This is a genomic window from Halarcobacter ebronensis (assembly GCF_013201825.1).
GTDB classification, from domain to species: domain Bacteria; phylum Campylobacterota; class Campylobacteria; order Campylobacterales; family Arcobacteraceae; genus Halarcobacter; species Halarcobacter ebronensis.
Map to the genome: position 1 here is coordinate 1669337 of NZ_CP053836.1, position 21086 is coordinate 1690422.

23 protein-coding genes are annotated in these 21086 nt (G+C 28.4%); 9 read left to right on the forward strand and 14 right to left on the reverse strand.

Annotated elements, in window-relative coordinates:
* Nucleotides 1-54: 54 nt before the first annotated feature.
* On the reverse strand, nt 55-252 hold the full coding sequence (locus AEBR_RS08230) for a hypothetical protein (RefSeq protein WP_129087809.1): 198 nt from the start codon (nt 250-252) through the stop codon (nt 55-57).
* 129 nt (nt 253-381) lie between these two features.
* Here AEBR_RS08230 and AEBR_RS08235 point away from each other — a divergent pair, with 129 nt between their 5' ends.
* Nucleotides 382-1053, forward strand: a complete 672-nt coding sequence (locus tag AEBR_RS08235) for a response regulator transcription factor (protein WP_172658879.1) — start codon at nt 382-384, stop codon at nt 1051-1053.
* A gap of 1 nt (nt 1054) precedes the next feature.
* Entirely contained in the window at nt 1055-2884 is a 1830-nt protein-coding gene (locus AEBR_RS08240) for a sensor histidine kinase (protein WP_129087984.1), read from the forward strand.
* Nucleotides 2885-2925: 41 nt separating this feature from the next.
* Here the strand turns inward: AEBR_RS08240 and AEBR_RS08245 are convergent, their stop codons facing one another.
* Genes AEBR_RS08245 through AEBR_RS08260 form a run of 4 tightly spaced genes read right to left on the reverse strand, consistent with a single transcriptional unit; the run spans nt 2926 to nt 7598 of the window.
* Nucleotides 2926-3504 (reverse strand): NapC/NirT family cytochrome c, encoded by a 579-nt coding sequence (locus AEBR_RS08245; RefSeq protein ID WP_129087983.1) that lies wholly within the window; start codon nt 3502-3504, stop codon nt 2926-2928.
* 52 nt (nt 3505-3556) lie between these two features.
* A complete protein-coding gene (locus AEBR_RS08250) occupies nt 3557-4198 on the reverse strand; it encodes a molecular chaperone TorD family protein (RefSeq protein WP_129087982.1) in 642 nt (213 codons plus the stop codon).
* A gap of 14 nt (nt 4199-4212) precedes the next feature.
* Complete coding sequence (locus tag AEBR_RS08255) at nt 4213-4842, reverse strand: 4Fe-4S dicluster domain-containing protein (protein WP_129087981.1); 630 nt, start codon at nt 4840-4842, stop codon at nt 4213-4215.
* 11 nt (nt 4843-4853) lie between these two features.
* The gene (locus AEBR_RS08260; protein WP_129087980.1) at nt 4854-7598 is read right to left on the reverse strand and encodes a molybdopterin-dependent oxidoreductase; all 2745 of its coding nucleotides are present in this window, start codon (nt 7596-7598) and stop codon (nt 4854-4856) included.
* A gap of 410 nt (nt 7599-8008) precedes the next feature.
* Here AEBR_RS08260 and AEBR_RS08265 point away from each other — a divergent pair, with 410 nt between their 5' ends.
* The 6 genes from AEBR_RS08265 (at nt 8009) to AEBR_RS08290 (ending at nt 12956) form a co-directional block, all read left to right on the forward strand.
* Complete coding sequence (locus AEBR_RS08265) at nt 8009-9937, forward strand: sensor histidine kinase (protein ID WP_129087979.1); 1929 nt, start codon at nt 8009-8011, stop codon at nt 9935-9937.
* A gap of 178 nt (nt 9938-10115) precedes the next feature.
* A complete protein-coding gene (locus AEBR_RS08270; protein ID WP_129087978.1) occupies nt 10116-10439 on the forward strand; it encodes a hypothetical protein in 324 nt (107 codons plus the stop codon).
* 181 nt (nt 10440-10620) lie between these two features.
* Nucleotides 10621-11685: a hypothetical protein gene (locus AEBR_RS08275; protein WP_228712197.1), complete on the forward strand. Its 1065-nt coding sequence runs from the start codon at nt 10621-10623 to the stop codon at nt 11683-11685.
* Nucleotides 11678-11980, forward strand: a complete 303-nt coding sequence (locus AEBR_RS08280; protein WP_128978111.1) for a metal-sulfur cluster assembly factor — start codon at nt 11678-11680, stop codon at nt 11978-11980. The genes AEBR_RS08275 and AEBR_RS08280 overlap by 8 nt, the downstream gene beginning before the upstream one ends.
* 2 nt (nt 11981-11982) lie before the next feature.
* Nucleotides 11983-12531, forward strand: a complete 549-nt coding sequence (locus AEBR_RS08285) for an HPP family protein (RefSeq protein WP_128978109.1) — start codon at nt 11983-11985, stop codon at nt 12529-12531.
* Between the two features lie 5 nt (nt 12532-12536).
* Nucleotides 12537-12956: a hypothetical protein gene (locus AEBR_RS08290; protein ID WP_228712196.1), complete on the forward strand. Its 420-nt coding sequence runs from the start codon at nt 12537-12539 to the stop codon at nt 12954-12956.
* A 56-nt stretch (nt 12957-13012) separates the two neighbouring features.
* Here the strand turns inward: AEBR_RS08290 and AEBR_RS08295 are convergent, their stop codons facing one another.
* Nucleotides 13013-14032: an aldo/keto reductase gene (locus tag AEBR_RS08295; RefSeq protein ID WP_129087976.1), complete on the reverse strand. Its 1020-nt coding sequence runs from the start codon at nt 14030-14032 to the stop codon at nt 13013-13015.
* A gap of 54 nt (nt 14033-14086) precedes the next feature.
* A complete protein-coding gene (locus AEBR_RS08300) occupies nt 14087-15064 on the reverse strand; it encodes an SLAC1 anion channel family protein (RefSeq protein WP_129087975.1) in 978 nt (325 codons plus the stop codon).
* A gap of 54 nt (nt 15065-15118) precedes the next feature.
* On the opposite strand from AEBR_RS08300, the gene AEBR_RS08305 reads away from it, so the two are divergent.
* Complete coding sequence (locus AEBR_RS08305; RefSeq protein WP_129087974.1) at nt 15119-15322, forward strand: malate dehydrogenase; 204 nt, start codon at nt 15119-15121, stop codon at nt 15320-15322.
* Nucleotides 15323-15385: 63 nt separating this feature from the next.
* Here AEBR_RS08305 and AEBR_RS08310 read toward each other — a convergent pair whose 3' ends face one another.
* The 7 genes from AEBR_RS08310 to AEBR_RS08340 are packed head-to-tail and all read right to left on the reverse strand — an operon-like array spanning nt 15386 to nt 21077.
* On the reverse strand, nt 15386-15916 hold the full coding sequence (locus tag AEBR_RS08310) for a histidine phosphatase family protein (protein ID WP_164969517.1): 531 nt from the start codon (nt 15914-15916) through the stop codon (nt 15386-15388).
* The gene (locus AEBR_RS08315) at nt 15907-16653 is read right to left on the reverse strand and encodes an adenosylcobinamide-GDP ribazoletransferase (RefSeq protein ID WP_129087972.1); all 747 of its coding nucleotides are present in this window, start codon (nt 16651-16653) and stop codon (nt 15907-15909) included. The genes AEBR_RS08310 and AEBR_RS08315 overlap by 10 nt, the downstream gene beginning before the upstream one ends.
* Nucleotides 16646-18040, reverse strand: a complete 1395-nt coding sequence (locus AEBR_RS08320; RefSeq protein ID WP_129087971.1) for a cobyric acid synthase — start codon at nt 18038-18040, stop codon at nt 16646-16648. Before AEBR_RS08320 ends, AEBR_RS08315 begins: the two co-directional genes overlap by 8 nt.
* On the reverse strand, nt 18041-18532 hold the full coding sequence (locus AEBR_RS08325) for a bifunctional adenosylcobinamide kinase/adenosylcobinamide-phosphate guanylyltransferase (RefSeq protein ID WP_129087970.1): 492 nt from the start codon (nt 18530-18532) through the stop codon (nt 18041-18043).
* Between the two features lie 2 nt (nt 18533-18534).
* Complete coding sequence (cobT, locus tag AEBR_RS08330; protein ID WP_129087969.1) at nt 18535-19593, reverse strand: nicotinate mononucleotide-dependent phosphoribosyltransferase CobT; 1059 nt, start codon at nt 19591-19593, stop codon at nt 18535-18537.
* Nucleotides 19594-19601: 8 nt separating this feature from the next.
* Nucleotides 19602-20225, reverse strand: coding sequence for a 5,6-dimethylbenzimidazole synthase (bluB, locus tag AEBR_RS08335; protein ID WP_129087968.1), 624 nt, complete (start codon nt 20223-20225; stop codon nt 19602-19604).
* The gene (locus AEBR_RS08340) at nt 20226-21077 is read right to left on the reverse strand and encodes a phosphotransferase (RefSeq protein WP_129087967.1); all 852 of its coding nucleotides are present in this window, start codon (nt 21075-21077) and stop codon (nt 20226-20228) included.
* Between the last annotated feature and the right edge of the window lie 9 nt (nt 21078-21086).

Sequence of the window (21086 nt, forward strand, 5' to 3'; positions counted from 1 at the left end):
TCAAATTTTTTATTTTTTCTTATTCTTTTTAATTATTATGAAAAGATTTAAAAACTACTCAATTTTTATTTTTTCTATCAGTTTTGGCATAATTTCAGCTATATCTATATAACTATAAGAAAAACTCTGTTTTACTACCTCATACAAAATATGATTTTTATATTTTTGATGCCATTTTTCTTCTTTCTCTTCATAGAGATTATAGTATTCAAATCTTAATTTATAGGCTTCTTTTAACAAATTATTATTCATGGAAATATTATATTACTTTTTATCTTTTTTTATTAAATTAAAAAGACTTTTTTTATAGTTTTTGACTACTTCTTAGTATTTAATCTTCATCTAGGTATAATATATAATATAAGTATTGGGACAAAAATAATGTTTAGAAATATTAAAATACTTTATGCGGAAGACGAGACTTTTATCCGTGAAAATATGATAGAGCTTTTAGAGTTTTTATCTGTAAATGTCATTGCAGTAGATAATGGAAATGAAGCTTACATAAAATATAAAAAAGAGAAACCAGATATTATTATTGCAGATATTGAGATGGAAGGTCTTAATGGACTGGAATTAACAGAACTTATTAGAAAAACAGACAAAAAAGTTCAAATTATTATTACTACAGCATATACAAATACTGAATATTTGCTAAAAGCTGTTGAGTTAAATATTGTAAAATATTTAGTTAAACCTGTTCCTTTATTAGAGATTGAAAAAGCTTTAAACATATGTATAAGTAATATGATAAAAGAGGATAACCCAAAAAAATTTCTCAATGATAAAGACTACTATGATACAAAATTAAATCGTCTAATTATAAATGATGAAGAGGTATATTTAGATTATAATGAAAAAATATTTTTCGAACTTCTTTTAAAAACTCCTGGTAGAGTTATCTCATATGATGAGCTTGAAAATACAATTTGGCAAGATGGAATGAGTAATTCTGCTGTAAGATCACTTGTATTTAATCTTAGAAAAAAACTTCCTGAAGGATGTATAAAAAATATATCTAAGCTAGGATATAAACTTATCCTAAAAGAGTAAAATGAAAAAGTCAATTTTTCTTATTTTAATCTTTATAAACACTCTATTTGGTATAGATATTACTATTCCTAAAATCTCTATTTTTAAAGAGATTGATATGTCAAAAGAGATAAATAGTATTACTCAAGCAATAAATATGCCAAACAGTTTTAAAACAGAAAAAGCTTTTACAAGGGTTTTAAGAAGGAATGAGTCAAATGACAATCTTTGGCTAAGAATTCAACTTGTAAATGACAGCGATTCACCAATAAATAAAATTTGGCTAACAAGATGGGAAAGAAGCCATTTTGAGCTATATTTAGTAGATGAAAATAAAAAAATTCTCTCAAAAGATATAATTGATTCAAATGACTTTTTAAAACAATCTTCTATTATTACAATACCACAAAAAAGTAAAAGAACTTTATATATTCAAGTAAAAGCAAAAAAAGGTTTAGATCAATTTAATTATATGTATTTTGTTGATGCACATCTTGCAAAACAGTTTCTATTGGATACTGAAAAATTATATCACCACGGGCTATTCTTTGGAATATTGTTGTCAATGACCCTTTATAGTATTTTTACCTTTTTTATTATTAAAGAGAAAGCCTACTTATATCTAGGTTTATATCAAGCATGGGTAGTTATTGCAACATCTGATGCATGGCAATATTTTTATAAATTATTAGAAAACGTTCCAACTATTGCCCACATTTTACTTAATGATTTATATGCATATAGTATGATGGTTTTTTCTATCATATTTACAAAAGCATTTTTAAATACAAAAGAGAAGATGCCTAAAATAGATGCTTTTCTTAATTTGTCAATAATTCTCTCTTTACCACTTGATTTAATGAGAGGTCCAGTTTATTACGGAGCTTTTGGGGAAATCATTTTAATTGTAATAGGTTTTTATGCAGCATACAAAGGAAATATTGCCTCTTTAATCTATGCGTTTGGATTTCTAGGATTTGTAAGTTATTATGCCTTAGTAAATCTCTCGAGACTACTTGGTTGGGATTTCTATCTTGAGTTTACAAATGCAAAACAGATTTTTACTTGTATAGAAGGTTTTATCTTTAGTTTAGCAATCTATCTAAAATTAAAAGAGATAATGAAAGAAAAGATTTTAGCTCAAGAGGTATCTTTTAAATATGAGAAAATGATTCTTGAACAGTCTCGTTTTGCGGCAATGGGTGAGATGATAGCTGCAGTTGCCCATCAATGGAGACAACCTTTAAACCATCTAAATCTTATTTTTAATAATATTCTTTTGGCTGATAAATCAAATAAACTCACTTCAAAATATTTAGAAAAAAAGAGTTTAGAAGCAGAGGGTCAATTACAATTTATGTCAACAACAATAGATGACTTTACAAACTTTTTTGCTATAAAACAAAAAAAAGAGACATTTACTTTAAAAGAGGCTTGCCAATACTCTATAAATCTTCTTGATAGCAGAATAAAAAAAGAGAGAGTTGAGGTAACTGTTAGAACAGTATATGATATGCAATATACCAATTATAAAAATGAGTTAATTCAAACTTTAACTATTATTTTAAACAACTCTTTGGATGCTTTTCTATCTGTAAATGAATCAAAAAAAAGAGTTACAATAACTATTTTGAAAAACAAACTATCTATTGAAGATAATGCTGGCGGAATAAAAGAAGATATCCTTTTAAAAATCTTTGACCCTTATTTTAGTACAAAAAATAAAAAGTTTGGTACAGGTTTGGGTTTATATATGGCAAAAAAGATTGTACAAGATTTAATTAGAGGTTCAATATATGTTGAAAATACTACAAAGGGATGTAAATTTATCATCCTATTTCATAATGAATAATAAAAGAAGATAAAGAGATGGAATAACCATCTCCTTATGCTTTAATTGTTTTTTATACTTTCAGTATGTTTTGTAGCCCACTCTTTATTATAGTGGTGAGCAACTCCCCTATGGCAATAAATACACTGTTTTTGATCTTCAACAGATTTTGCATTATTGTATTGGTGAATCTCTCTTGCTAACGGTTCCATATCTTTTGGTAAATCACTTTTAATTTTAGAGTGACATTCAATACATGAAGCTGAACTTGTTTTTGCAATATCAGATAAAGCTTTTTCAGCTAATTCGCTTCTATGTTTATCAATCCACTCTTTTGTATTAAAATCTCCATTAAACATATAAGTAAAGACGTCTTTAAATCCTCCAGCTTTTGCTTTTAAATAATTTCCTATACCTGGTGCAATATGACAATCTGCACATTTTACAGTAATCCCTTTACTATTATAAAGGTGAGAGAACTGCGGATTATCAGGAACTAATGAATGATTAGTATGGCAACTAATACAATATTTATCGCTACTAGTTTTATGCATTACTACTACAGACAGCCCCATAAATGAAGCCCCTATAACGCATCCTGCTAATAGTAATAAAACAATTTGAACTATCTTTGTTTTCATCTTGTACTCCAATTTTTGATGATATATTGTCTCATTATTTAATAGCCTATCTCTATCTCAAATCTTCTGCTATTAATAATGTCAATTTTAAAGCCCCATCGTAAAACGGCGTTTTTACGTGAGCTACAGCTAAATTTCTAAATTCTCCAAACCAAGATGTAAAATATTGATGAACCACAGAGTCAAATATTAGGCTTAGTCTTTTATACTCAACTTCGTTGTCCTGTTCAATACTCTTTTTTCTTAATAATGTAATTATTGTAAGAGCATCAAGGACAACACCAATGTAATCAAGTCTATCATTGATTTTTTCATAACCTTTATATCCCACATCCAAATACAACTCTGCTAGCGATGAAAGAAAATCAGTGCTAATAGAGTTTTTATAAAGTTGTGCATATGGTGGTTTTGGACCATATGTAGGAGAGATTCCCCTAAATAATTTAGTCCAGTCCCTTTTTAGTTCCAACATATTCTCTTCTGATTCATCTTCTCCACATATAGCAGCATAATCACGTATTTTTTTTAGCTCTTTTTTTATTGAACCATCTTTTATATCATCAATTTCTAATTGTGAAATCCCTTTTACATAAACGCCATTTGGGTTTGTCAAATAGAAACTTGACAATAGTGCAAAAATCTCTGCATCATTTTGAAGAGTACTCGCAATGTTTTCTTTATTCTCAATATTCATAATTTTTTACCTCATTATCTATGTGGTTTTATCTTCTCGTCTTCTATATAGAAAACATTAGGTTTTGCTCCAAATTTAGAAGGTAGAGGTTTTGGATTCTCTTCTCTCATCAAAATTGAAATTTGACTATTTGGATCATCTAAATCCCCAAAAATTCTCGCACCACCAGCACAAGTCTGTACACAAGCTGGAAGAAGACCTCTTCTTCTTCTATCTACACAGAAAGTACATTTTGATACTGTTCCTACTTTAAATCTAGGTTGCACAGCCTTTTCCCACTCTGTTTGTTTTCCTGTTTCCCAATATGTTGGAGTTGACTCTTTTATTGGGTATCTTGAACCGTAAGGACAAGCAGGAACACACGCTTCACATCCAATACATTTATTTAAATCTATTTGTACTGTTCCATCATCCATCTTCATTGAAGCCCCTGTAGGACAAACTTTTACACAAGGTGCATTATCGCAGTGATTACAAATTCTTGCTTCATACTCGATAAAAGCATTTGGATAAGTTCCATGTTCATGAAGATATGTTTTACACCAAAAAACTCCTGGAGGTGTACCATTCTCAGCTTTACAAGATACTGTACAAGCTTGACACCCGTAACATCTTCTTTTATCAATAATTAATCCAAGTTTCATTTTCTACTTCCTTACGCTTTATATACTTTACAAGCAACACTATTGACAATACCTTGAGAAATAGCACATGAGCTTTCTGGTAATCCACTTGTCAATCTATTGTAGTGAGGATAATCTGCAGCTTTTTGCCCTAATGAATTAACCATACGACCAGTTGCACCTGAGAATCCAACTATTCCTGGTCTAAGCAACTCTGTTACATGCACAGGCGCTTTAACTTTTCCAAATTTTGATTCACACCAGCATACGTCATTTTCAACTACTCCAAGTTTTCTTGCTGTACTAGTATGTAAAGACATTTTCCCATGTGAAGGGTCAAAATTTGCAGCTGCTTCTTGTAACCAAGGCATTTGGTCAGCTCCACCACAACGTGTTGGTAAAAATGGTGATTTCCAGTTAACAGAAGTTAAATTGTACTCATCATCATCACTAATTTTTAATAACTCTTTATTTCTCCATTTGATGATTGGTTCATAATAGTTAAAGTTATCTCTCCAATCCAATCCTGGGAACTTATCAATAGTTTCTGCATGTTCCTCAAAATATTTTCTTTGTTTTTCTCCAGAGATTTTTGTTGTACTCCAATATACAGGGTGTCTTGTTTCACCATCTTTGTACCAGTATCCGTTATATGCTTCAGCTGGTGCTCTATAAGAAACAATCATTCCATTCTTTTTGAAGTGATCCATCCCAACACCAAAAGATTTTTGAATACCTTTATTCCATAATTCTGTAATTGTATATCTTTTATTTAAATCAAGATATTCTTCTTTATCAAGGTGTGCAGTAGTAACCTCTCCTAAGATAATTCCAACTTTATTAATATCAGAGTTAAATTGTTTCATAATACCGATTCTCTCTGCTAATTCCATAACAATATCTTGTGGTTGTCTAGTATTGTAAATTGGTTTAATTGGATCACGATACATCATAATTCTTACATTGTTTGTCTCTTTTCCAGAGATATCAAATGCACCTTCAAAACAGTTAACTGACTCTTTTTCAAGTAAAGAGTGAGAGGCAAAAAGAATATCTGCCATTTGTGCCATTTCATCATAGTGATAAGCAACAACTGCTCCAAATGGTATTTTTTTAATTGTTTCTGTAATCATATAAGGGTCAGAAGTAGATGAAATTGGGTTACTTCCAATAGTTAAAATTGCTTTAATTTCATACTCAAAACCATATTTTTTAGGTTCAGCGGCAACTCTATAAGCATGCACAGGAAGTGTATGTTTATGAGGGAACCAATCCCAAAGGTTAATATGTTCAGGAGGCCATTTCATATTTTCAAGTCTACTATTTTTTGCCTCACCTTTTGGAGCAACAACACCATCCTCATCTGGTGCCATATGATGAATTCCTCTTGCTTTACCAACAGTTCCACCAGGTAACTCAACTGCTCCAACAATCATTGATAAGAATTTAGTCATAAGGTCACTTGCAACACCATCTCTTTGGTTTTTAACCCCTCTTTTTGCTTCAATTAAAGAGGTCCTTTTTGGCATTTTTACCATTTCACCTTTTGAGTTTTTAAGATATACAAATTCACCAATAGAAGCGTTATTAATATAATCAAATGCAATTTGTCTAATTTTTTCTGCTGGAATTTCGCAAATTTTTTCAGCCCATTCAGGGGTATATTCTTTAAATGAATCTTTAATTAATGTTAATGCACTTGTTGCTTTTTGTCCATTAACTTCAATGTTTTGAGCCCAAAGATCAGGCTCTTTTAATGATTTATCATCAAAAGATTTTACTTTTCCATCAAATTTATCTAATATTTGTGGTTTTCCATCTTTTCCTCTAGCATACAATCCATCTTTACCAATTAAATATGGACTTGTAGTTCTCCATTGTAAGAAGTGGAAATCCATTTTTTTAACTTCATAAAAAATAACTTGTGACATTGCAAGCATAAATGCAAGATCTCCTCCAGGCTTAATAGGAACCCATTCACCTTTTGATGCTTCTGGTCCACAGTGTGGATCAACAACAAGCATTTTGAAATCTCTATCTTTATACATTCTATCAAAAAGGGTTCTAGCCCCACCATCCGCAGAAGCTAAACCTAATCCAAGGTTCATTCCTAATGCAATAAAATATTTTAGATATGTACCATCTGGTCCAGAACCAGGGAAAACCCCTTGAACAAGGTCAGAAGCATAGTGTAATGTACATAAAATACCATTTGATTTTACATAGTTTGGTGTTCCAAAAGCGTGAGCAAAATAGAACTCAAAAGTACAGAAATAATCCATATCACCAAAACCAACTTGATATAACAGACCTCTTGGATCCTCTTTATGTACCTCTTCAAGTTTTTTAGCTGTTGTACTTAATGCCTCTTCCCAACTGATTTCAACCCATTTTGGGTCAACATCAAGACCTTTTTCTGGATTTGTTCTTTTCATTGGTGCTTTTACACGATAAGGGTTATATGTATTTTGGATAATAGATTGTCCCTTAGCACAAAGTGCACCTTTTGTTGTTGGGGCTTCAACATTTCCTTGTATCTCTACAGCTATACCATTTTCAACCCTATACATATTTGGACAACATCCACGCATACACATTCTACAGTGTCCATAATGCCAACCATCACTGCTAGTATCTTTAATATTTTTTTCTGCAGCTTCTAATAGTTGAGTTAACCCAAAATTAGCTCCAACTGTTACAAGAAATCCTGCAATACCAGCATTTTTAAGAAATGATCTTCTCGATAATTGTGGCATAATATTTGATTCTATTTCCATATTGACTCCTCCTAATCAATTTATAATTAAACTTTTATTGCAAAAATCCTATTCTAAATCTATAAAAAAGTTTTGCAATAATAATTGACTCTTTGGCATTTTTATTGCCACCTTTAGATTAACAGCTTGTTTAATAAATTAAATTTTCCTTAATTTTTAAACTAACTAAATCTTAAAATCTATTATAAAGAAAATGAATCTAAGGAAAAAATAAAAAAAATCTAAAAACAATTTTTATTTAAAATTGAAGCTTGAATTGAAATCAAATAAAAATCTCAAAGTAGAATTATTTTTACTTTATACTCTTATGTTTTCTTTTGTAAAATCGCCTAAAAATCAGAAGTTTATATATAATATTAAACTCTTATCTTGTATAATCCCACTAAATAATTTGATACAATAGATGAGAAATGAATATAAAAACTAAAAATGAAAGAACCCTTGTAAACATCATAAAATTTGGTGCAGTTATACCAATTTTACTTTTATCTGTAATATTTACCTACATTTTTATCCAATATAAGAATGAAGAATTAAAAAAAGAGATTGAATCTATTAAAACAAGATATATGAATCAAAATAAAAAAAGTGTTCAAGATGAAGTAAATAGAGTTATAAAAACAATAAACTATGAAATTGAAATCAATAATGAAGAATTAAAACAATCTTTAAAGAATAGAGTTTATGAAGCATATGCAATAGCTCATACTATCTATAAAGATAATATAAAATATAAAAGTAAAGATGAAGTTTTTCAAATAATAAAACAGGCTTTGGTAAATATTAGATTTAATGATGGCAGAGGATACATCTTTATAGATAATATAAATGGAATAAAACTTTTACAACCACTAAATAAAAGTTTTGAAGGAAGAGACTTTAGTAATTTTGAAGATCCTAAAGGTTATAAGTTTGTTCAAAAAATAATAGAGACAATAAAAGATAAATCTGAATCTTTTGATCAATACTATTGGTACAAATCAAAAGAGGACAAAACAGCCTACGAAAAACTTAGTTTTTATAAATATTTTGAACCTTATAATGTTGCAATTGGAACAGGAGAGTATATAGATGAATATACACAAAAACTCCAAAATAGTATTATTGAGAAAATTAAAAGAATTAGATTTGATGACAATGGCTATATTATGGTTTTTGATAGAGAAGGAAAATACCTATCTCATTTTCAAGAAAACAAAATCGGAATTGACGGATTTGAAGTAAAAGATAAAAATGGAAAATATTTTGTAAAAGATATGGTTAATTTTGCAAAAATCAATGGAGAGGGTTTCTTCTCTTACATAGCAAGTGCAAAACCAAATGGAGAAAATAAAAATAGAAAGAAAATATCTTTTTTAAAATACTTTAATGACTGGGGTTGGACTATTGGAGCAGGCTTTTATTTAGAAGAGTTAAATTATGAGATAACCCAAAAACAACAAGAGTTAACACAAAAATATGAACTAATAATTAAGAAAATAATATTTATAAGTATTCTTGTAACTATTCTTCTTGTTCTCTTTTCATTCTATATTTCAAAAATTATCTATAATAAATTTAATGAGTATAAAAATGAAATAAAAAAAGAGGTTGATAAAACCATAGAGAATGAAAAGATGTTAATACAACAATCTAAAATGGCAATTATGGGAGAGATGATTGGTAGTGTGGCACATCAACTAAAACAACCTCTAACACTTATTAGCACTTCAAATAGCCTTGTTAAGCTAAATAGAGAGATAGAAAATTTTAGTACACCTGAGCAAATTGATGATGCTTTAGAGAATATTGATAGCTCAGTAGTTAATCTTGCAACAACTATTGATAACTTTAAAAACTTCTTCAATCCAAACAAAGTTAAATCAGTTTTCAAAATAGAGGATCTGTTTAATAAAACTTTCATACTCTTAGACTATCAACTAAAAACAAATAGAATTGAAGTGGTTAAAGAGATAAACAATCTTGAATTTTATGGCTATGAAAATGAACTACTTCAAGTATTGATTAATATAATAAAAAATGCTATTGATGTTTTAGTAAAAAAAGATGAAAATAGAATTATATTTATTGAAGCTAAATATAAAAATGATGAAATTACAATAAAAGTAAAAGATAATGCTGGGGGTGTCTCAGCTGATATTCTTGATAAACTCTTTTTATCTTACGTTAAAACTGAAAAAAATGAAGATACAAAAGGTGTTAATCTTTATATGACAAAACAGATTATAAATAGTATCAAAGGGGAAATTTCAGTTTCTAATGTTGAATATGAATATAAAGATCAAAAGTGCAAAGGAGCTGAATTTACCATCAAAATACCTTTTCAATCTTCATTATAAAAAGTTTTACTTTCAGTTTTTTACATTAAAGTAAAACTCACTTCATTTTGTCTTAAATAATAAAAACAAAATTAATATTTCACAATAAATTCTTATTAAATAAAAAAACTTTATTGATTAAGGTCAATGATATAGATTATCAATAATGATATATTTACAAAAAATAAAAGGAGCTAAAATGGAAAAAATTGAAGTTATGCACTCAACAGTAGATTTTTATAAAGAGATTAAAGATAGTTTAACAATATACCAATTTGATACAAGTATGTGTGGTCCTCCAGAACCAATGGTAAATGCGATGATAGGATTACAACTTCTAGACAAAAATTCACAACTAATAATGATAAACCATCAATCTCCAAGTGGTTTATTCCCCAAAATAGAACAAGATTTCAATTTTATAGAAGAGAGAACAAAAGAGGGAAAAGTAAAAATTACATTTACATTAAAAAATAGTTCTCCTAAATCTACAAATTTTTTAGAAAATTCTTGTAACGGGTAGATAGATGAATATTTCTCAACAGTTTGCTCCACCTTTTAAATTAGTTATACCTTACTTTTTATTAGGTGTATTTACTTATTTAATCAGCACATTTTTGTTGTTTAAAATTGATATATCGATTTTACATAGCCTAAATAGCAATATAGTGGCATGGATACATCTATTTTTACTCGGATTTGTTATGATTATAATATTTGGAGCAATGGCACAATTGGTTCCTGTTGTACTCGAAGTTGGTCATTTTGCTGTTGATTTGTATTATACAATTTATCCTTTACTTTTCATTGGGGCTATATTAATGGCAATGGGCTTTGTTTATTATCCTTCTTTGTTACCATTTGGAGGAACTATTGCCTTTGTCTCTTTTTCAATATTTCTATTTGAAACATTTTTAACTATTTTAAAAGTAAAAAAAATAAATTTTGTAATTGTTTCCGTTTTATTAGCAAATATATTTCTATTTTTTGGTCTAATTATTGGAATTATACTTGCTTTAGGTTACAGTGGAACAATTGATATTAATATATACCAGTTTCTAAAAGCCCATATTTACTTAGTATTAGTAGGTTATGTTGGTATAACTATAATGGGAATGAGTCTAATATTATTGCCAATGTTTTGGTTAAGTCATGGTTTTTCTTGGAAATATATCAAAAGTTCTCTGAGTATATTATCTGTAGGAATTTTATTTGTTGTATTATCTTCTTTCTCAAATATAACTTTTTTTGAATATTTAGGATATTTTTTTACTCTTATTGCTCTTTTTTTATATTTTTATCAAGTTTTTATAATCTATAAAACTAGAGTTAGACTAGAAAATGACATATATTTCAAAAGTATTATGTTTTCATTTTTATCCTTATTATTATCACTTATTTTAGGAATAATTTACATTTTTTATCCTATAGAAAATATATTTCTTACTCTCTCTTGGATTCTACTTGGTGGTTTTATTACTTTTATAATAACAGGTCATCTTTATAAAATAATCCCTTTTTTAGTCTGGTATGAGAGATTTTCACCATATGTTGGAAAAAAGAAAATACCAATGTTAGTTGATATAGTTCCTAAAAAAAGTGCAAATATGCAATTTGTTTTTTCAAGTATTGGTGTAATTTTTGTTTCTTTAGGAATATTAAACATAAATGAAACTATTTATAAAAGTGGGTTAAGTTTTTTATCTATTGGTGCAATTTTTTTGTTAAAAGATATTTTATATATGATAAGGTTTAAAGAAGATGTATAGTAAAGATGATATTTTAAAAGCTGTATCAACAGTTATTGATCCAGAAGTAGGTTTCAATCTTGTAGAGATGGGACTTATTTATGATGCTATATGTAATGAAAATATGGAAGTTACAGTTACTATGACACTTAGTACAAAAGCTTGTCCATTACATCAAATGATTGTCCAATGGGTTGAAGAAGCAGTATTAAGAGAGTTACCCAAAGTAAGACTAACAAAAGTTGATCTAGTTTGGGAGCCTGTTTGGAATATAAGTATGGCAACAGAAGAAGTAAAAGCAAGATTAGCAGGTTAAAGTTGAAAAATTTTTTTAAACAATTTAAAAAAGTAAACACCGAACCCCTTGAGCGCTCAAATATAATATGGTCATGGATAGGTTCCTTTATAGGTATTATGAGCATAGCCATATTTCATAGAGGTGTGTTGGGAGATGAAGATTTAAGTTTAGTCATAGGTTCTTTTGGAGCCAGTGCAGTTTTAGTTTATGGGGCTATTCATTCTCCCTTGGCACAACCAAGAAATCTTATAGGAGGACATCTATTATCTGCATTAGTGGGTGTAATATCCTATAAACTTTTTTTTGGAAATCTTCTTTTATGCTCAGCTTTTGCCGTTGCAACTTCTATTTTGGTTATGCAATTAACATTAACACTACATCCACCAGGAGGAGCAACTGCATTAATTGCTGTTTTAGGTAGTGAACATATTCATAATCTTGGTTTTATTTATGTTTTATATCCCGTTTTTACAGGATCTTTAATCTTATTGGTTATTGCATTAATAGTTAATAATATTCCAAAACATAGAGCTTATCCAGATAGAACATTAAAAAGAAAAAAGGAGTAACAACTTTGACATATCTAGTTATAAAACTATTACATATCTTCTCAGTACTAATTTATGGTGGCTTTCTATTTACTGATAATCTTATATTAATGAGAATGCAAAAAACACTCTCAAAAGAAAAATATGAAGAGGTAAGAGCTTACTTTAAAGATTTTACAAAAGTATTAGTTCCTAAAGCTTTAGTTATAGCTGTAGTTAGTGGAATAGTTCTATTTTATTATAGCTTTGGAACCATTGGGGAAAATGGATTTTCAAATTTTCAAATTCTATTATCAATAAAGGCTATCTTAGGTCTATGGTTAGGAGCAAGAGGCGTATTACAAGTGTTTTTTGGAATACAACCTTTTATATTCAAAAGTCATAGACTCCCTTTTATATTAGTTATTTGTATTGTATTTTTATCACAAACTATGTATTACATTTGACAAAAAAATCTGAAATATATTAGAACTTCTTTTTAAAGAAGTTTCTAATATTTTAATCATCCCATAGGATAAAGAATCTCTTTTTGTACCTGTTCAATTCTCTCTAAAAGTTCACTATCAAGATTAAAATCTAAAGCAGCTAAAGATTCATCCAGTTGAGCTAATTTTCTAGCTCCAATAATAGTTGAAGCTACAAAATCAAAATGTTTTGAATATGCAACAGCTAAAGTAACAGGTGAGATTCCATACTCTTTTGCTATTGCAATATATCTGTTTGTTGCTTCAATAGTTTTCTCATTTACAAATCTTTTTGCTTGAGCTTGTACTCTAGGATTTTGATGTTTTGCATAGGCTGTAAATCTACAACCTTCTGGGAAAAATCCACCATTATATTTACCAGATAAAACTCCTCCACCAATTGGAGAGTATGGAAGAAGTGAAATATTTTCTCTTTTACATACATTTGCCAACTCATCATGGAATCTTGGGTTTAAAAGAGAGAAGTTATTTTGAATAGATTCAAATCTTGCTAAATTTTTATGTTTAGATACTTCATTTGCTTTTGTAAGTCCATAGGCACTATCATTTGAAGTTCCTATATATCTCACTTTTCCCTCACGTACCAACTCATCGAAAGCTTTTAAACTCTCTTCAATTGGAACAATAGTATCAGGCCAATGCATTTGATATAAATCAATATAATCAGTATCAAGTCTTTTTAGACTTCCTTCAACTGCTCTTTTAATATGAAAAGAGTCAATTGCAGTCAAACCGTGTCTTGTAGGAGGAACAAACCAACCAGAAGCAGCACCAGCTATTTTTGTTGCCAAAATTATTGATTCTCTAGGTTTGCTTTTTAACCACTCTCCAACAATTTTTTCTGTTGTACCTTCGTAAGAAGCTTTTGGAGGAACAGGATAAATCTCAGCTGTATCAAAAAAATTTATTCCTCTATCATAAGCTTTATCCATAATTTGGAAGGCTTCACTTTTATCAGTACTACTTCCAAAGGTCATAGTTCCCAAACAAATGGGAGTAACTCTTAATCCACTTTTACCTATATAGTTATAATTCATAATTTCACCTTTAAAAAAATGAATTATAACGCTTTATTTTTTAAGAGTAGATAACTACTCCATTATACAAATCTCTTTTTTAAACATATGTACTATAGTCTCTTTTGCAACTAAAAATACTACAAATACGGTAATTGCTGTAAAAAGATAAGCTAAAACTGCATAAATATTTTCATGGCTTAACTCATACATTAAAACTGTTGCAATACTAATAGCAGCCATAGGAAAGGTAAATGCCCACCAAGAGATAAAAAATTTAATTTTAATATAATTTTTATACATTACAAAAACAAGTATTGTAAAAAATAGTGCCAAACTATAAAGCATATGTGCAAAAAAATCAAGCTGTAAAACCAACTTTTCATAAGCAATAAATCCAATTGCAGGTGGAGCTATAAGAATAAAAAGTGTTGGCATAAATTTTGGTGCAAATTGATTGTGAAATATAATTCTATTTAAAATAATTGCAAAAAGAATAATCCAAAAAAACAATCCAACTGAAAAGAAAAAATATAAAATTTCATCAGGAGCAAAACCTTTTCCTGCAATAGGTACAATAATATTTCCTACAATTGGAATAAACCAAGCTGGATTTGAGTGTTGCATTTCAAGATTATTATTAATCCAATATTTAATCGTATAAAATGTAAAGAAGAAGTGTAAAATAGCTCCAACTACAAATATAACATATGAAAAGCTTGGTAATGAGTGTCTAAAAAATATTGACAAAAGAAGCATAGAGATTGAAATTGCTGCAAAAAAATTTACTCTAATTGGATGTGTAAACTCTTTTTTTACCTCTTCTGTATATGTTATAATCTTTTTTAAATAGAAAAAAGAGATAACTAAAAAAAGTGTTAAAGAGATATATCCAAAAATATCAGCAATAATAATTGGGAATAGTAAATCTTCACTCATTTTAAAAAAAACAATAGATAACCCTGTAAATCCCATAACTACTGCAAACATCATAACTGGAAAAAATTGTAGTCTATTAGAAGGAATAGCCGTAATTTGTTCACTTTTCTCCATAATATTAATCCTTTAAGAAATCTTTTTTTATAATGGCTTGAGAGAAGGAGAAGCATGGGTAAAAAACCAATAATAGATTTAAAACCTTTGGATTTGTCATTTCAAGATAGAGATCAGATTATTAAACTGTTAACTTTCAAAAAATCAAATATGACTCTGGACATTGCCATATATGAAAAAGATAAGTTTATAAAAAACAGTACAATAGTATTTGCTCATCTTCCCAAAAATCTTAAATCTGCCATCAAACCATTATAATTGCGAATTATATAAATTTTAACTTAAAATTATATTAAGTATACTTATAATATTTTGATAAGATTAGCTTATAATTATATCAACTGACTCTAAATACTTTAGGTTAAATGGCGAAGAGAAGTACTCTTCATTATTTAAAATAGAGTTCATCATCTTTATAGTTCCCCCATGGGAACAAATAAGTATATTTTTATTTTTTGGAAGTTCTTTAATAAAAGAATAGACTCTTTGCTCAAATTTACTAAAACTCTCTTTACATATAAATTCATGCCAAGCAAGAAAAGAGTCCAAATATTTTTTCTCATAAATATCCATTTTCTCTATTTCATCAAAGCTTTTTAGTTCAAAACTATCTTTAAATTCAACTTCTCTTAATCTACTATCAATACTAAAGTTAAAACCTAATAACTCCAAAGTTTGAGTACATCTTTTTAGATCAGATGAGAACACTAAGTCATAATCTTTTAGTTTTAAATCTTTAACCAAAGATAAGTCTGTCAATTTTAAATCTATCTCTATATTTGTGTGTCCAATATATCTTTTTTGATACTCTTTTGGTAAAGGAGCATGTCTTAGAAGTGTTATTAAAGCCACAAAAAAGATACCACAAAAGCCAAAATAATCTCTAAACTCTCCAAAATAAAACCTAAGGCATCACCATTTAAAAAGCCTAAAGCTTTTTTTAGAAAATTTGCTATTAATAGAGTAAATAAAAATGCAAAAAATAAAATAAGGAGAAAAGAGAAGTCTGTTAAAAATAGTATTAATAAAGAGTAAAGAACAATTGAGACTAAAAAACTCTTTTGCGTAAAAGAGTCACATAATAAAGAGACAAAAGAGGATCTAAAGGTAAAAAAATAGACTGAAAATTGTATTGAAATTCTACTAATAACTAAAATTGATAAAAACTCTAAAAAGTGTTCATTCATTAGCAAATACGAAAACAAAGAGATTTTTAAAATCACAAAAACAAGAGAGTATAAAACCCCAATTGCACCAACTGTTGGCTCTTTTATTATCTTATAGGCATCTTTACCACTATGTTTTGCATAAATTGCATCAAAAACATCTAAAACTGCTTCTGTGTGAATAAAACCATACAAAACAAAATATATACATGAAGCAATAATGGCTCCCAAAAAAGGAATTGAGTCTAAAAAAGAGTAGATTATAAGAGTTAATAAACCTAAAACAAAACCAACAAATGGAAGGAAAAATAGAGTATAGTTTAAAACCTCTTTTTTTGATAAATCATCCTCTTTTTTAAAACTAACTGGCAAAATCGAAAAATAGCTAAATACAAATTTTAGCCCTAAAAATAGATTATTCATCAATACTCTCTCTTATCTTTTTTACATCAAGTTTTGATTTTAATAGATTTACAAACTCATCAATTTTTGACTCTTTATATACTTTAAAATCAAAACTTTTATAGTTTTTATCTATTTTTTTAAAAATATTATCTCTTAAAATATCACTATCAAAAATTGCATGAATAAAAGTCCCTTTTATATTCTCTTTTTCAAAAAAAAGTGGATATTTAAGGCTTTTGCCGTGATGTATTTCAAAGCCATCAACTTTGCAAGAGAAGAGTTCATACTCTTTTTTCTCTAAAGTTTTCTCTTTTTCAAAAACTATTTTATCAGCTATAAATCCAAAACCCACTTCTAAGGTCGGTTTCTCATTTTCTAAAGCATATTTATCGTCCAAAGTCTCAAACATCATCTCATATCCACCACAAATACCAAAAATCTCTTTTTTAAACTCTTTTATTCTTTCATATAGACCAATTTGCTTTAACCATCTTAAATCTTTTATAACAAGTTTAGAACCAGGTAAAACTATCATATCAAACTTCTCTAAAGAGATATTTGACTCAATAAACTCCAACTCAATTGAATCATCAACAATTAAAGGCTCAAAATCATTGTAATTACTCATATATGGATAAGCAATTACTGCAACTTTTATAAAAGCTTTGTCTCTATTTTGAACATAATTTTTAAGACTTTGTGAATCTTCAAATCCAAAATTAAAAGGGGTATAGGGCAAGACTCCTAAAACTGGAATTTTAAAATCTTTTTCAATTATTTTTATTCCCTCATCAAAAAGAGTTAAATCCCCTCTAAATTTGTTTATAATTACACCTATTACATTCTCTCTTAATTTTTGAGGAAGAAGATTATATACTCCATAAATAGAGGCAAAAACTCCACCTTTTTCAATATCAGCAACTAAAATGATTTTTGTATTGTATTCATTTGCAATAAAGATATTTGATAAATCTTTATCCATTAGATTTAATTCAACAGGACTTCCAGCTCCCTCACAAACAACAACATCATATTTTGAATCAAGGTAATCAAAACATCTTTTTACAGCAGGTTTTAAAATATCCAAATCTCTATAATACTCTCTAACATCTTTGTTTGTTACAACCTTACCTTCGACTATAAGTGAAGCACTACTTCCTCTTCCTGATTTAAGCAAAACAGGATTTAGATGGTATGAAGTTGGAACTTTTAGAATCTCTGCTTGAAAATATTGAGCAACTGCAATTTCGCTTTTATCATCACAAACAAAGGCATTATTTGATACATTTTGGGCTTTAAAAGGAGCAACACTATATCCCATCTCTTGGATTATTTTTGCAATTACAAAAGTTAGAGTTGATTTCCCTGCATCAGAACTTGTACCAAAGATTGAGATATTGTTCATCTATTTTAATCTGCTTTCAAGTCCGAATTTAACTTCATAGACCTCATCACAAATCTTTGCTAGTTTTTGACCTATTATTCCAGTTAAATCTACAAACTTTCTACTATCTTTATCAAAAGGAATTACTCCAGAAGTCACTTCATTAAGTACAAAAACAATATTACAATCTATTTTTTCAAGCTCTTCTAGTTGTGTTTTTAAGTATTGTTCCTCTTCATCAAGATTATTAAATATCCACATAGAGATACAATCAACTAAATAGGTTTGATTTGGTTTAAGAACTTTTGTTAAATCTCTTTGCTCTTCAATAGTAATAAAACTATCTTCCCTACTCTTCTTATGTTTATCTACTCTTTTATGCATCTCTTTATCATCATAAGAGTTATTATATGTTGCCACATAAAAAGGTTTATTTTTTGTTAAGGCTAAAGCCTTTTTTTCAGCCAAAGATGATTTTCCTGATTTTTGTCCACCAAAATATAAAATTTTCATTATTATCCTAAAAGGTTTTCTATTTTTTTAGTAATAGAGAGTTTGTCAATTCCATTTAATAAAGCATAGGTTAATGCAGCCCCTGCTCCAACACCCTCTTTTGCTTCACCATTATCATAAAGTTTAAGTGCAGGATGGGAAGATAAAGAGAAATCAAAATCTGCATAATAAGCATTAACTTTAAAACTTAACATCTCTAAAAGTGCTTTTATATCACTATTTTTATCTTCATATACCCATTTAGTTGTACATAAAGCTAAATTTGAAGTGTTAAATTCCCCTTGCATAGTCTTTAACATTGCATTTATTATTAGAAGAACACAAGCTAATTGAGTTCCACCAGCTAATATAACTTTTGTTTTATTATTTAACCCTAAAATTACGCCCGCGTAAAAAATCAACATATTATCAGAGACTTTACTTAAAACTGCAAAGAGATCATCCTCTTTTGAAATATTTTCCAAAGCCTTATCTATAGTTTGATCTCTTATACTATTTGGGACATCTTTAAAAGAGCTACTAAAAAGCTCTTTACATTTATATCCTAAAGCAAGTGCTGTTGCTGTTGCTGTTGTAGTCCCAGAAGGAACTGATTCAGCTAATATCAAATAATCATCTTTTAGCTCATAGGCTTGTCCAAAAACCAAACCCTTTTGAAATATTGCCAAAGCATCTATTTTTGCATTTTCTGCAATTGAATTAGAGGGTTTTATTTGCATATCATGTATCTTAAAATAGTCCAATTTTGGTTTAACCTCTATTCCCAAATCAAGAAGTTCAATATTTGAAAAAGGTTTTAATAGATGAACTGCTCTTGTTATAAGTGCAGGAGTTGGTACACCTTTTGGAGTTTTTGCTATATCTTCCAAGCTTCGAACCTCACCACAACACAAAAATTCACTATCAAGGGTTGGAGTAAGATATATTTTTCCTGGAATCCCTGCTTGGGTTATTCCTTCTATCTCTGCTGTTTTTGTATTACTCATAGCTAACATATATGTTGCTTTTTTGCCTCTTAGACTCTCTATAAAATCAACTTTCCCTAAAATACTCTTTATCATTTTTATTCCTAAATTATTTTTATATCTTTTAGACTCTTTTTATCTTCCCATTTAATCTTTAAAAGCTCTGGCTCTTCTAGAAACTCATCCACATACCCCAAAGCAAGATATGCTATAAGTTTATGTTCACTACCTATTCCTAATATCTTCTTTACATTTTTTGGTTTTAATATACTTATCCACCCTACTCCAATATTAAAAGCTCTTGCCATCAACCAAAGATTTTCTATAGCACATACAACGCTATACTCTCCCATCTTTTTTTGTGTAGTTTGTCCTAAAATACTCTTTTTGGGTTTTTCATATAAAACTGCTATATTTATATATGACTCTTTTATTCCTTCTAGTTTTAAAGAGGCGTAGAGTTCCTTATCTTTAAATATCTTTTTAGCTTTTTCGTTCTCTTTTATAAACTCTTCATATATCTCTTCTCTTTTACTTTTGCTCTTTACTAGTAAAAATTTCCAAGGTTGTGAAAAACCAACAGAAGGAGCCATATTTGCAGCATTTAAAATCTCATCTAAAATTTCATCATCAATTTTTTTATTGTTAAATCTATTTCCTCTAACATCTCTTCTTAAAAGCATAATCTGCTTTAAAGTCTCAATATCCTCTTTAGTAAACTCTTTCATCTATAATATCTTCTCTAATATCTCATATTTTTTTAAATACTCATCATAATCTTCTCTTCTTTTATATAACCTTTGCAAGGCATAATATAAACAGGCATAAAGAAGATATATTTTCATACTATCTTTTTCTATTTTCTTATTTGAGTAGCTGTTGTAGTTTTCAATTATTTGCTCAAAGTATAAGTTATTAAAACTATACTCATTAAAACACCAACTTATTACAACAACTGCTAAATCAAACTTAATATTACCAAAACATGACTGTGTAAAGTCATAGACACCACTTAGTTTTCCATTAATAAACTTTGCATTATCAGGGAAAAGATCTCCATGTATCAAAGCACTACTTTTTAAATCAATCCCTTTTATTTTTTCAAACTTATTTTTTATCTCTTCTTTTATTTTATTATCCATCAAAGAGTTTAACATCTTGTTAAATGAACTAATCTCATATATATTTTTTTTAGGAAATCTAATATCTTTTATATTGTGCAAACTTGCCAAAAAAAGAGTTATTTGTTCAAGATGATTTAATGTTATAAAATAAGAACAAGAACCTTCAATATATGAAAAAAGGGTAAAGGGTTTATTTTTATACAATTTAATATCTTTTGAGAGAACATTAGGAACATTTAGGCTTTTAATAGAATCCAGAAGTTTTATTTGGCTTTTAACATCTCTTAATGAAGCATTTTCAAAGAGTTTAAAAACATATTTATCACTATTTGAGACTCCAATATAAGTTGTATCACTAATACCTGTAGAAGTCTCAAATATATGATTAAAAGATATATTTGTATCTGCTATTAAACTATTTATCTCTTCAATTGTAAGTTTTGTTAAAACTGCCAAATCCTTTGA

Bases quoted from the DNA above. Each gene is read 5' to 3' on its own strand.
- AEBR_RS08280 (WP_128978111.1), top strand. From the start codon at position 11,678: ATGTATAGTAAAGATGATATTTTAAAAGCTGTATCAACAGTTATTGAT.
- AEBR_RS08250 (WP_129087982.1), bottom strand. From the start codon at position 4,198: ATGAATATTGAGAATAAAGAAAACATTGCGAGTACTCTTCAAAATGAT.
- AEBR_RS08230 (WP_129087809.1), bottom strand. From the start codon at position 252: ATGAATAATAATTTGTTAAAAGAAGCCTATAAATTAAGATTTGAATAC.
- AEBR_RS08305 (WP_129087974.1), top strand. From the start codon at position 15,119: ATGGGTAAAAAACCAATAATAGATTTAAAACCTTTGGATTTGTCATTT.
- AEBR_RS08270 (WP_129087978.1), top strand. From the start codon at position 10,116: ATGGAAAAAATTGAAGTTATGCACTCAACAGTAGATTTTTATAAAGAG.
- AEBR_RS08260 (WP_129087980.1), bottom strand. From the start codon at position 7,598: ATGGAAATAGAATCAAATATTATGCCACAATTATCGAGAAGATCATTT.
- AEBR_RS08295 (WP_129087976.1), bottom strand. From the start codon at position 14,032: ATGAATTATAACTATATAGGTAAAAGTGGATTAAGAGTTACTCCCATT.
- AEBR_RS08265 (WP_129087979.1), top strand. From the start codon at position 8,009: ATGAATATAAAAACTAAAAATGAAAGAACCCTTGTAAACATCATAAAA.
- bluB (WP_129087968.1), bottom strand. From the start codon at position 20,225: ATGAAAGAGTTTACTAAAGAGGATATTGAGACTTTAAAGCAGATTATG.
- AEBR_RS08320 (WP_129087971.1), bottom strand. From the start codon at position 18,040: ATGAACAATATCTCAATCTTTGGTACAAGTTCTGATGCAGGGAAATCA.
- AEBR_RS08300 (WP_129087975.1), bottom strand. From the start codon at position 15,064: ATGGAGAAAAGTGAACAAATTACGGCTATTCCTTCTAATAGACTACAA.
- AEBR_RS08275 (WP_228712197.1), top strand. From the start codon at position 10,621: ATGATTATAATATTTGGAGCAATGGCACAATTGGTTCCTGTTGTACTC.
- AEBR_RS08235 (WP_172658879.1), top strand. From the start codon at position 382: ATGTTTAGAAATATTAAAATACTTTATGCGGAAGACGAGACTTTTATC.
- AEBR_RS08325 (WP_129087970.1), bottom strand. From the start codon at position 18,532: ATGAAAATTTTATATTTTGGTGGACAAAAATCAGGAAAATCATCTTTG.
- AEBR_RS08315 (WP_129087972.1), bottom strand. From the start codon at position 16,653: ATGAATAATCTATTTTTAGGGCTAAAATTTGTATTTAGCTATTTTTCG.
- AEBR_RS08240 (WP_129087984.1), top strand. From the start codon at position 1,055: ATGAAAAAGTCAATTTTTCTTATTTTAATCTTTATAAACACTCTATTT.
- AEBR_RS08245 (WP_129087983.1), bottom strand. From the start codon at position 3,504: ATGAAAACAAAGATAGTTCAAATTGTTTTATTACTATTAGCAGGATGC.
- cobT (WP_129087969.1), bottom strand. From the start codon at position 19,593: ATGATAAAGAGTATTTTAGGGAAAGTTGATTTTATAGAGAGTCTAAGA.
- AEBR_RS08255 (WP_129087981.1), bottom strand. From the start codon at position 4,842: ATGAAACTTGGATTAATTATTGATAAAAGAAGATGTTACGGGTGTCAA.